This window comes from Microbulbifer sp. MLAF003 (genome assembly GCF_030012965.1).
Taxonomy (GTDB): domain Bacteria; phylum Pseudomonadota; class Gammaproteobacteria; order Pseudomonadales; family Cellvibrionaceae; genus Microbulbifer; species Microbulbifer variabilis.
In genome coordinates this window covers 1,299,648-1,311,435 of the sequence record NZ_CP120232.1, presented here as the reverse complement: position 1 = coordinate 1,311,435, position 11,788 = coordinate 1,299,648, and the positions used below count along the sequence as shown (strand labels likewise).

The 11,788-nt window shown below is 47.5% G+C and carries 7 protein-coding genes; 3 read left to right on the top strand and 4 right to left on the bottom strand.

Features of this window, described 5'->3' with window-relative positions:
* The first annotated feature begins 28 nt into the window (after window positions 1-28).
* Complete coding sequence (locus P3339_RS06305; RefSeq protein WP_282952756.1) at window positions 29-2,065, top strand: NADPH-dependent 2,4-dienoyl-CoA reductase; 2,037 nt, start codon at window positions 29-31, stop codon at window positions 2,063-2,065.
* Window positions 2,066-2,218: 153 nt separating this feature from the next.
* On the opposite strand, the gene P3339_RS06300 is transcribed toward P3339_RS06305, so the two are convergent.
* Window positions 2,219-3,490, bottom strand: a complete 1,272-nt coding sequence (locus P3339_RS06300; protein WP_282952755.1) for an MDR family MFS transporter — start codon at window positions 3,488-3,490, stop codon at window positions 2,219-2,221.
* A 576-nt stretch (window positions 3,491-4,066) separates the two neighbouring features.
* Here P3339_RS06300 and P3339_RS06295 point away from each other — a divergent pair.
* Together P3339_RS06295 and P3339_RS06290 are read left to right on the top strand one after the other, a co-directional pair.
* Window positions 4,067-4,291, top strand: a complete 225-nt coding sequence (locus P3339_RS06295; RefSeq protein WP_282952754.1) for a hypothetical protein — start codon at window positions 4,067-4,069, stop codon at window positions 4,289-4,291.
* 23 nt (window positions 4,292-4,314) lie between these two features.
* Complete coding sequence (locus P3339_RS06290) at window positions 4,315-8,853, top strand: CapA family protein (protein WP_282952753.1); 4,539 nt, start codon at window positions 4,315-4,317, stop codon at window positions 8,851-8,853.
* 8 nt (window positions 8,854-8,861) lie between these two features.
* On the opposite strand, the gene P3339_RS06285 is transcribed toward P3339_RS06290, so the two are convergent.
* The 3 genes from P3339_RS06285 to P3339_RS06275 are packed head-to-tail and all read right to left on the bottom strand — an operon-like array spanning window position 8,862 to window position 11,760.
* Window positions 8,862-9,551, bottom strand: a complete 690-nt coding sequence (locus tag P3339_RS06285; protein WP_282952752.1) for a TIGR02466 family protein — start codon at window positions 9,549-9,551, stop codon at window positions 8,862-8,864.
* Window positions 9,552-9,610: 59 nt separating this feature from the next.
* Window positions 9,611-10,528, bottom strand: a complete 918-nt coding sequence (locus P3339_RS06280) for a transglutaminase-like domain-containing protein (protein WP_282952751.1) — start codon at window positions 10,526-10,528, stop codon at window positions 9,611-9,613.
* Between the two features lie 11 nt (window positions 10,529-10,539).
* Window positions 10,540-11,760, bottom strand: coding sequence for a beta-barrel domain-containing protein (locus tag P3339_RS06275; RefSeq protein ID WP_282952750.1), 1,221 nt, complete (start codon window positions 11,758-11,760; stop codon window positions 10,540-10,542).
* Window positions 11,761-11,788: the final 28 nt, after the last annotated feature.

The following is an 11,788-nucleotide window of genomic DNA, read 5'->3' as shown; positions in this document are numbered from 1 at the left end:
CCAAAGGTTACAAGAAGAGAATTTTGCCATGTCCCAAGCCTACCCTAATATGCTTGCCCCCCTGGACCTGGGCTTCACCACCCTAAAAAACCGGGTGCTGATGGGCTCCATGCACACCAACCTGGAAGAACACCCCGGTGGCTTTACCCGTTTGGCGGCATTCTACGCTGAGCGCGCCCGCGGTGGCGTTGGCCTGATTGTAACGGGGGGTATCGCGCCCAACGAAGAGAGTGGCGTATTTAAGGGTGCCTCTAAAATGAACACCCCGGAAGAGGCGCAACAGCACCGGGAAGTGACCGAGGCCGTTCACGCCGAAGGCGGCAAAATCTGTATGCAGATCCTGCATACAGGCCGCTACGCTTACAACGAAAACCTGATTGCTCCCTCCCCCATCCAGGCTCCGATCAACCCTTTCACTCCGCGCGAGCTGACCAGTGAGGAAATTGAAGGCCAGATCGACGATTACGTACGCTGCGCCACCCTGGCCCGCGAAGCCGGCTACGACGGCGTGGAGATCATGGGCTCCGAGGGTTACTTCATTAACCAGTTCATCGTAAAGCGCACCAACAAGCGTACCGATGAGTGGGGCGGCAGCTTCGAGAACCGTATCCGCCTGCCGATCGAAGTGGTTCGCCGTGTGCGCGAGGCTGTTGGCGAAGACTTTATTATTATCTACCGCCTGTCCATGCTGGACCTGGTGGAAGACGGCAGTGACTTCGACGAAGTAGTGGCCCTGGGCCAGGCTATCGAAAAAGCCGGCGCCACGATTATCAATACCGGTATCGGCTGGCACGAAGCGCGTGTTCCCACTATCGCCACCAATGTACCCCGCGCCGCATTTACCGATATTACTGCCAAGGTGAAACAGCACCTATCTATCCCGGTAGTTGCCAGTAACCGTATCAATGTACCGGAAGTGGCCGAAGAAGTTCTGGCCTCCGGACAGGCCGATATGATCTCCATGGCGCGCCCATTCCTGGCAGATTCCGATTTCGTCAACAAGGCCGCAGAGGGCCGCGCCGATGAAATCAACACCTGCATTGGCTGTAACCAGGCCTGCCTGGATCACACCTTCCAGCTGAAGCTCACCTCCTGCCTGGTCAACCCACGCGCTTGTCATGAGACTGAGCTGAACTACCTGCCTGCCGAAAACGTGAAAAAAGTTGCTGTTATCGGTGCCGGCCCCGCCGGTTTGGCTGCCTCCACTGTTGCCGCCGAGCGCGGACACCAGGTAACCCTGTTTGAAGGCAGCGACAAAGTCGGTGGCCAGTTTAATATCGCCAAGCAGATTCCCGGCAAGGCAGAATTCCAGGAGACCCTGCGCTACTTCAAACGCCGCTTGGAAGTGACTGGCGTTGAGGTCAAGCTCAACACTATCGCTACCGAAGAAGACCTGCAGTCTTTTGATGAAGTGATTATCGCCACCGGCATCGAACCACGCACTCCACCGATCCCAGGTATTGAGAGCGACAAGGTGCTGGGATATTTGGATGTACTGAAGCACAAAAAACCAGTCGGCGAAAAAGTGGCCATTATTGGCGCGGGTGGTATCGGTTTCGACGTGGCGGAATACCTGACTCACGACGGGCCCCACTCCACTGAAGAGGAAGTAGTTGCCAGCGATAAAGAAGAGTTCTTTAGTGAATGGGGTGTGGATATTGAGCTGGAACAGCGCTCTGGCCTGAAACCCCGCGAAGCAGTAAGCACCCCTCGCCGGGTCTACCTGCTCCAGCGCAAAACTACCAAAGTAGGTGCAGGTCTAGGTAAAACCACTGGCTGGATTCACCGTGGAAGCCTGCAACACCGCAAGGTAGAGATGATTGCCGGTGCTCTTTACGACAAAATTGACGATAAAGGACTGCATGTTCGCATAGGTGAAGAAGAGCGACTGCTGGAAGTGGATAACATTATTATCTGCGCCGGCCAGGAACCCGCTCGCAAACTCTATGAAGCGTTACAGGAGCGCGGTGTGAAGACCCACCTGATCGGTGGGGCCGACGAAGCCGCAGAACTCGATGCCAAACGCGCTATTGACCAGGGCTCACGCCTCGCAGCAGAGATCTAAAAAATTCCCCGGCAATATTCTTGTCGGGGAATTTCTCTATCAAATCAAAACGGGAAACTCCATCTGCTTATTATTGGATTTCCCGTTTTTTATGCCTCACAGATACCTTTCTATTTATATATCCGAAAAACGTTTTATTTAGGGTGCCTTTTACTATCCAGTGGCTTTGGCACTTTCACCTGAAGAGATTGTCGGCTCTTCCCGTTCCGGCCAGTGTGGGCGGGAGAGGTAGGCTGTTGTGCGATAAAGCACGAATACTACACCGCAAAGCGCGAGCAACATCCAATAAAGCGTCGGTCCACCCCACCACTCTAAAACCACCCCTCCAGCCAGTGGGGCCAAGGCCCAACCGAGAGCGTAAAAGGAAGAGGCCCCAAAATAGGTACCGCGTAAATGCTCAGGCGCCAACCGGTCTATCTGTACACTCATGGTTGGAAAGAGAATCGCTTCAGCCAAACTGAGGACAAAGGTCGCCCCCATCCAGCCCCAAAACCAGTGCACCGGATTGAGGGCAAACCACATTTGTGCCGCGGCTAATATCACCAGCCCGATCATAATTCGCCCATTAATATCCAGCTTGCGCATCAACTGCATAAGTGGAAACTGCAATAATACGATGGTCATTGCGTTCACAAAAATCATGCTGGATATCAGCTCAACCAATCGCGGAGCCTCTGCCCGTGTCAGATATTGCACCAGACTGGAATCCATATGGGCATAGATAAACATCGTGAGGATATTGGCAACAATCACAACCATAAACACCTGATCCCTGCGCAATATCGACAGGGTACTGCCTAAATCGACAGAGCCATCACCATTGCTCTTTGCGAGCTGTCCCGTCTCTGTTTTTGCAAATCCCCAAATAAACGCCAGTGCCAGGAGCAAATAACTGAGAGAAGTTAAGCCAAAGGTGGACTGCTGCGCACTGAGCCCCGCCCATACACCAACAATAGGCCCTAATGCGGCTCCCGCATTAATAAGGAAATAACGCAGCTGCAGGGCCAACTCACGACTTGCCTTGTTATCCATTAAGTCACCAATCAAGGCGCTTGCTGGCGGCTCCCAAACAGCACGACCGATTGAACAAAGGGTCATTGCCAGAATAAATCCCGGTAATGTCTGGGTTACTGCCAACAGGGCAAAAGAACATAAGTTAATTGCAGAACCCAGTAACAGAATATTTCTACGCCCATAACGGTCAGATAGTGCACCCACATAAAAGCCCAGCAAAGCCGCACCAACTGCTGAAGCACTGAGAATTAAACCTATTTCCGCTGCCCCCAACTCAAACTTATTAAAGAGAAGAATGGCCAGAAAAGGCCAAACCATAAAGTAAGTGCCACGGCTAAAAAAACTGCCTATTAATATTATCCAGACCAGAGGAGGAAAACTCCTGAGGTTCTGCCACCAATTCCAACGCATTACCTAATACTCCACATCAATTTCTTCCTTGTTCTCAAATAGCCCTTTCAGGCTCTTTGAACTCCGCGCCAAACAGCAAGACCTAAGCAAAAATCAGGGAAAACAGCCTTTCTCACAGGCCTAATGCCCATGTATCGCCTTTAAAGTCGACAGGGTAATCAACCGCGAGGGCCAATATCTTATTAGTCGGTTAATAATTTTCTGACAAAAAACCCGAAAGGATCGCCTTTCGGGTTTTAGGGATTGGCAAGCGTATAACCTGCAAAATCATTCAACCTGGATATTAACCCTCCTAAATAGCCTGAGGGTTAATTATGAGAACCTTCGGCACTTTGCGTGCCTTCCATTCTTCAGCGCGGTATCCCCAATACTATCCAAGTTAATTAGTTTTGAAAACCCAATTTTCTTTGTTCATAAAAAATTTATCTGGGAACAACTTATCATTCGATATTTCTCCCATTACCGGCAGGATCTGTACGTAAGTCTATACTCCAGCAGGAAAGTCCTCCCGTAGTTATCACAGAAATAAAAACTGTAATTTCTGCCAACTCGGAATCCAGAGAGAACAATAGCGACATGTCCCTATCCAGCATGCTGATGCAGGCGCGCCCCTTGGTAGAGCGGGCACTGCGTGAGGTCAGTCCACCCTATACGCTTTTTTTTCAATTAGTGATGCCAAGCATCGTGCTGAAGTACGACATTCTCATGCAAAAGATTTTCCAAGTGCTTGGCAGGAGCTCGCTCAAAATACCCGTAGGGCTGCACAACAGTCAAAAATGGAGCCCTGCTGGCTGCGAATAGATTGGGTGACCCGCAGGAGTACGATGACTCTGGCCGGTTTGCATGAACTTCTACAGGACACCAAGCGCTCCTACTTCCGCTACGGTCTCGCACTGGATGTCAATTGCAAAATTGCTTTCCTCGAACAGGAACTCAATGGAAACGCCATGCTCTATGGCGGCAACAAAATCGACCACGCATTCCTCAACGAAAAGAATTTCCTCTCCTACTATAAAAAACGTTTTCCTCAGCAGGGCGACCTGAATCTATCTGAAGAGCGCAGCGTCATGCTTCTCTCTACTGAAGGGCTGTTCTGCGAAAAAGATCAGGAACCTGTGTACTTATACGAAGCGGGATTAAATGCCGGGCGACGGATTATCGACAAACTGGGCGACGAGCAGGTAACAAAGCTTATTAGAAGCGGCAGTCATTACCTGGCCAACCAGGTAAAACCCAATGGGCTTTTCCATTATGGATGGCATGCCTGCTTCGACAGGGAGATCAACACCTACAATAACCTGCGCCACGCGAGCAGTACTTATGCAATGATCGAGGCTTGGGAGGTCACCAAAGAGCCATCCCTGATAGCAGCCATTCAACGTTCACTCAAATTACTCACCGATAAATTAATTAAACCAATAGCGCTCAGTGACGGGCAGGTGGGTGCATTCCTGGTTGAGCCGAATAACGAAATCAAGCTTGGTGGCAATGCAGTAAGCCTACTGTCCCTCGTAAAATACTCAGAGGTGGTACAAACCCAAGAATATGCTGAGCTCATGGAACAACTCGCGGTGGGTATTGCATTTATGCAAAACCCCGAAAATGGCCAATTTTGTCATGTTCTTGAATATCCCAGTCTCAAAATAAAGGACCAGCATCGGGTTATCTACTACGACGGGGAAGCCGCGTTTGGTTTAATGCGCCTATATGACTGGAGCAAGGACGAGCGCTGGCTGGCTGTAGTGGAAAAAGCATTTGACTACTTTATCGTATCCGGCCATTGGAGAGCCCATGATCACTGGCTGAGCTACTGTGTCAATGAACTTACCATTTATAGGCCAAAAGAGAAGTACTACCAGTTTGGCATCCGTAACTTTACCAACTACCTGGATTTTGTCGAAAACCGGATTACGACCTTTCCAACCCTTCTTGAGTTAATGATGGCCGCCGAAAAAATGATTGTGCGGCTGGGGCAACAGAGTGAATTCCAGTACTTACTGGACCAGGTTGACCTGGAGCACTTTTACCGAGCGTTACATAAACGAGCGGCTTACTTACTCAACGGTCATTTCTGGCCTGAATTTGCCATGTTCTTCAAGAACCCAGAAAAAATCCTGGGTAGCTTCTTCATCCGACATCACGCTTTCAGGATAAGAATTGATGATGTTGAACACTATTTATCTGGTTTCGTTGCATACCGCAAATTCCTTATCGCCCAAAATGCTTCTGAGCAGCCTATCAATCAACCGGCTGAAACGGTAGACAATGTCAATGAAGAAAAAACAGCACAATTAGAAATAGAGAACCTACCAGTACTCGCCTGGGGCGGAGATGTAAATCTAGGCCGACGCCAACACTATCGCACTGCACAATTGGGAGTCGATGAGGTTCTCGGGAAAATTCCCGCACTTAAGAACGCTGATATCAGTGCAGTAAATCTGGAGTGCGTTGTCTCCACCCAAGGAGAACAGGGAATCTCCAAGGGTGAGAGTTCTTCCTACTACTATCGCGCAAGGCCGGAAATGTTGTCAGTGCTTATTGCTGCTGGAGTTGATATCGTAACCACTGCTAATAATCACAGTGGAGATTATGGTCCCGAGGCTCTTTTGGAACAGGAACACTGGCTGGACATCACCGGCATAGGCCATACAGGTTCCGGCGAAAACCTGGATGAAGCTCTACAGCCGGTATTTAGGCCTGCCGGCGCCCTTAATGTGGCCCTATTTTCGATAGATGCGACTCAGCCCCGTTTTGCCGCTGGGCCAACCTCTGCCGGTTGCGCATACTTGCCATTATCCTTGCCCGAGCTCTGGAGAGAGACTTTAGGCCCCCGGATTTCAGCCGCTCGCACACAAGCCCAAGTAGTAATTGTGGCTGTACACTGGGGAGCAAATCGCGAAACCTATCCCAGTAAAGAACAAATTGATGTGGGCCATGCCATTATTGATGCCGGGGCAGACGCCATACTCGGAACCAGTGCTCATAATTTGCAGGGTATCGAGGTTTATCGCAACCGCCCTATTATCCACGACGCGGGAGACTTACTATTTGATGCCGTTCGTAACAGCCTCGCGGATAGCGGCATCTTTCGTCTGCAACTCAGTACACATGGAGTCGAGCAGATTACCTTTGTCCCGGTAGGAGTTGGCTTTGGTTTTAGTACGCAATTGTCGAGGGAAGAAGCGGTGAATCTTAGCCGACAGTTTTCCAACCAGTGCTTACCGCTTGGTACCAAACTGAGCTTATGCGAGGAAGGCACCGCAATCCTAAGACTCACGCCCCCCAGGCGCGATCATGTTAATCTTCCGAGCTTCCCAAAGACTCTCTACCAAATCACTGCGCTCCAGCAGCAACCATCTCTCAATCCGCGCTGGCAGGTAAAAGCTGTTCCCGTGGATGCACAAACCACTTCAATTAAAATAGGCCCGTTGGAATTGTTAGGAGTGCGTTTCTACCCAAGAGAGGTCAAATCCCGGCAGATACTGTGGGTGGAATCCTTCTGGAGAACAGACAATGAAATCCAGGAGGACTTTCGCCTGGATTGTCGTGCAGTTCCAGTGGTGAAAACCACAATGCCCTACTGGGGCAAATCCATGGACCATGATCCATGTGACTGGCAATTGCCTACAAGTCGCTGGAAGCCCGGTACTATCTACCGTGATCTATACGGCTTAAGGCCACCAGCCAGTAGAGACATCACTGATGTGGATCTTCAACTTCATATCGGTCTTGTTTCCAATAGCACTAAGATCAAACCAGTACCTATTGCTGGTATGATCACAAAAATAAATTTTTCCAGGAACGGGGAAAACCGCAAACGGAAAATCCCACAGTATCGATCAGAATTCCCATCCATAATCTACGATCACCCACCAGGACAGACTTGGAATGCGAAGCAAATTACTGCAATTGCCGGTGGTACATGGCTCGTGCCCCCACCCGAGGGATGGTTTGTACGTAGTGTTATTTCCGGTAGTGCGTTTATCGAAGATTCCCTGGATCCAATCTTATTTGTTGCCCATACCAATCTCGATCGTATGTATCACGAGCAAAGCTCAAAAACGTCCGCAAAATTTTGGGATTTCCATCAAAAGTTACCTAGTTTTGCTCACCGTATTGCAGGAGCCATAGTCGCACGACCAGTCGAAGGATTACCAAAGGAGCTCCCGATTCTGAAAGTGGATGACCCGATCAAAGCTATTATTGAGCTGGGTCTCGCAGCAAGAGATCGATTTGACGGAGAGGTAATTGCACTTACAGGCACCGCCGGAAAATCCACCACGTTAAAAATGATCGGGCAAATGCTGGGACCAAGGGACCAAGTATTGACCAGCCTGGGAAACTATAATTCCCGCGTAGGGGCACCTTCTATGCTGGCTAGCCTGAGTAAGGATCACGAGGCAGCGGTTATAGAGGTTGCACAAAGTGCACTGTGGATGAAACGGGGCCCTATCACTCATCGTATTAAACCCACCATATCACTGATCACTGAAATCGGTATTTCCCAAACGGATCGGAAAGTAAAAAATGTGGAGGACACTGCTAGGTGGAAGTCAAGGATATATGATGGTTTGGTGGGATCCGCAATCGCCATCGTCGGTGAACACCTTCAGTGTTTTGACTATGTACTAAACAAAGCCAAGAAACATGCACGAAGAGTAATTATTTTTGGCGAAAGCGCTAATGCCGAAATCCGGATAATAAATACTCGAGCGGACGAATTAGGTAGTTGGGTAAGATTACAATTACCAAGCAGGGAACTTGAATTGCGAGTGCCCATACCCAGCATTGGAATGTTACATAATGCCTTAGCCGCAATCAGTGTCGCTTATGCCCTTGGCAGAGATCTCGATGAAGCCGCTATGCGATTACAAGAGCTTCACCTTGATGAAAGTCATTTACAGCGATTAAGCTTGAATATACGGGGCCAGTCTATCACGTTAATTGATGACAGCTGGAACGCCACTGTAAGCTCTATGTTAAATGCCTTCTCTGTATTTTCGCAAAGTATGGTAAAACAAGGGGGTAGAAAGGTTGCCGTTCTGGGAAGAATCGTACACCTCGGTGAAAAATCCAAGGAAATACATGCCAGTCTGGCTAAGCCATTACTACAAAGTAAAGTAGATTGGGTTATTACCCACGGGGAAGACATGCTATATCTACGAGAATGTCTACCACCAGATATTTTGGGCCCTCACTTTTCCGACGCTCCTGCATTAGTGGATCATATTACAGGATTCTGTCAAAACTTTGACCTTATCCTGGTTAAGGGCTCAAGAAGAGACTCGGACTTCGGTAAAATTCCTGCCCTCTTACAAAAAACATCATTAAAAATATCAGATGAAGCCTCTATGGCGAAATAGGCACGAATTTATCCCTGATCCATCACCTGATCTTCAGAGAACATTACATCTCCTAGGGAAAGCATACTTGCACTACGCCGCTTTAATGTACTGGTTTCCAGTTTTACATTAAAGGCAATGCAAATTCTTAGTGAGTTATCTTCTACAGGGTTTACATAATGTAATAACCAATTAGGGAACAATACCATTCTCCCAGCTCTCGGCATTACCCTGACTCTACCGCCAAAATTGCTATTAGGTAACTCAGTAGTTATACATAGCATTCTCGGATCAACAAATTCTATAATGCCGCTACTTTTACTTTTCTCCTGAGATAACACAGAGCGCACATAATAAACACCCGACCATGTGCAAGATTCATGATTATGTATTTTTCGATAGCTATCTGCACGTGAAACATTTGCCCAGGCATGGGCGTACATATCCTGGGCAGCAGGGCTGTATTTCCCCCGAGTGACCTTCATTGTCATCTCCCGGGTAACTGAAACTATACGCTGCTTTACAATAGTTACTTCTTTGTATGGCCATTCGAGTAAGTCTTTTTTAGAGTCCCAACTTCCAATATTAGAACGTTTGGCAGCAGGAATAGATGATTCCTTACCGAGGATAATATCCGTTAACTGCTCATTAACCCTCTCCGAGTCAGGCCAATCTTTGACCAAAATTGGAGTTCCGAAAGCCGACTTGATCTTATACATGGCACTGCACCTCCAGTTTGGCTATGCCTGATAGTAATCTATTCTCCCCCATTCAATTCTCAAGACCCTCGAATGATTTCAACTTTCCAATTGATTGTTACCTTCGGTCTCTCCTCATGTGGCTGAAACCTTTCAGGCCATACATTAGACCAGACCCAAGTAAAGTCCCTGGTTAAAGTAATCTTACTAACTCTTCCACTTCCAAATCCATATCCAAATTTGCTATCTATTGCTAAGTTTGGATCTACCGGTAACCACCTACCATTGAAATAGACCTCTGCAGCATGGTGATTAGGTTGGGAAAATTCATTTCTACTGGCAAATAGAAATTCAGAGGTAACTCTAGCCGGATAACCCATTGACCTCGCCAAAGCCGTAAAAAGAGTAGCGTATTCTGTACAATCACCGGTCTTGTGAATCACTGCATAGTATGCACCTTTGGTTGACTGTACCCGATATTCAATTATATCTTGGGGCGCTTGAAATGCAGCCAATAAGCGTTCTTCATCACTTTTCGAACTGGACTGGATTTTCTGGGAAAGTAACTTAACTGGTGGGGACTCTGACTCTATATATTTCTGCGGCCTGATATAGCGCCCTTTCGGGTAGGCGATTGTACCTTTTGGCAAATCTTTATAATTGTATTCTTTTAGCTCCATTTCAAAAATAACTGATCTCGTTACTGATGATTGCGCAGGCACATCAAATTTAAATTCAACATATCTTGTATCGCCCCTTTTATGCCTTTTATATTTCAGCACTTCTGGGTGCTTGTAGCGAACAGAGAGCAGTCTCTGCTGAACACCATCCTCCACCGGAACAGAAATACGATGAATATATCCCGAAATATCGCGATCCAATTTATTATTTACAGTTACAGATGCTGTAAGCGCTATAACCTTGGATTCATCGGCATAAGCACAAAGTGTGTACTGTATACAGAAAACAAAAATAAACTGTATTGTTAACTTATTCATCAACATACCTGCTACCGCTCTCGCATTGCCTCCTTGGCACGACTTATTGGTTTCATCAGATAATCAAAAATCGTTTTTGATCCAGTCTTAATATCTACAGAAGCGATCATTCCTGGCACAATTGAGAACTTCTTACCCGCACCATTCTCCAGCGAATCAGAAGTTGTTAAAATAAAAACCTTATAATAAAATTCATTTGGTGCCACCTCATCCTGTATAGTATCGGGTGATATCATCGTAACCTCGCCAGACAAGCCACCATAAATCGCATAGTCATAAGCGGTAATTTTTACTTTGGCAAGCTGTCCAGGATGAATAAACGCTATATCCCTTGGAGATATTTTTGCTTCAATAAGTAACTGGTCATCCAGAGGTACTATTTCCATCAGTTTTCCATTAGGTGGAATAACTCCTCCAATGGTTGTAATTTCAATAGCTTTTACGATACCTCGAACTGGAGATCGATGAGTAAGCCTGACTAACGTATCTGAGCGCCCCTCCAGTACAGAAGCCAAAACTTCCACTTCAGCACTTACTTTCGCAAGTTCCTCCCGAGCTCTCACCATATATTGGGAGTTAAGCTCACGAATTTTCGTTTCCAACTCCGCTTTTTGCCTTCGCAATTTAAGAACATCGACACTACTAGCAGCACCTGAATCTACTAGGCTGCTGGTCATGGCCAGTTCCCTCCTAACCAGCTCCAAAGACTCTTTTGATCCTCGCACTGACTCCAGCAACCCCTGCTTCCGAATATCAAATAATTTTCTTTCCTTAGCTTGCAATTCTTCATGCTCCACCAACTCCTCAGGAAAGCGTAGAGGCGTCTGGTTCACTTCAGCACTTAATCTAGCCACCTTCGCCAAGGCAGCTCGATACCTTGCTGAACTTTCATCCATATTAGAGCGGACTTTTGTCGGGTCTAGCTGGGCCAAAACTTGTCCTTTCTCTACAATATCCCCTTCAGAAACTTTTAGCTGTGCCAGTATGCCACCATCTAGGGATTGAATAATTTGTGCTCGTGAAGTCGGCACAACCTTCCCGCTGCCAGAAGATACCTCATCTACACGCGCCAAGTATGACCATATAAATAAGGCAATGATCAACAAAAAGAACACCCAAACCACGGTCCCCGATCGAATCAAGGAGGATTCATCTACATCATCACCGTATTGTTGCTCATGAATCTGGTGATCAATATCCAGCAACGCAACTCGCCGCTTATCAATAGCCAAAATTATTCCTACTGCAGTTAACTATTAC

Excerpts from the sequence above, each read along its gene's own strand:
- P3339_RS06305 (WP_282952756.1), top strand. The coding sequence starts at position 29 with ATGTCCCAAGCCTACCCTAATATGCTTGCCCCCCTGGACCTGGGCTTC.
- P3339_RS06300 (WP_282952755.1), bottom strand. The coding sequence starts at position 3,490 with ATGCGTTGGAATTGGTGGCAGAACCTCAGGAGTTTTCCTCCTCTGGTC.
- P3339_RS06295 (WP_282952754.1), top strand. The coding sequence starts at position 4,067 with ATGTCCCTATCCAGCATGCTGATGCAGGCGCGCCCCTTGGTAGAGCGG.
- P3339_RS06290 (WP_282952753.1), top strand. The coding sequence starts at position 4,315 with ATGACTCTGGCCGGTTTGCATGAACTTCTACAGGACACCAAGCGCTCC.
- P3339_RS06285 (WP_282952752.1), bottom strand. The coding sequence starts at position 9,551 with ATGTATAAGATCAAGTCGGCTTTCGGAACTCCAATTTTGGTCAAAGAT.
- P3339_RS06280 (WP_282952751.1), bottom strand. The coding sequence starts at position 10,528 with ATGAATAAGTTAACAATACAGTTTATTTTTGTTTTCTGTATACAGTAC.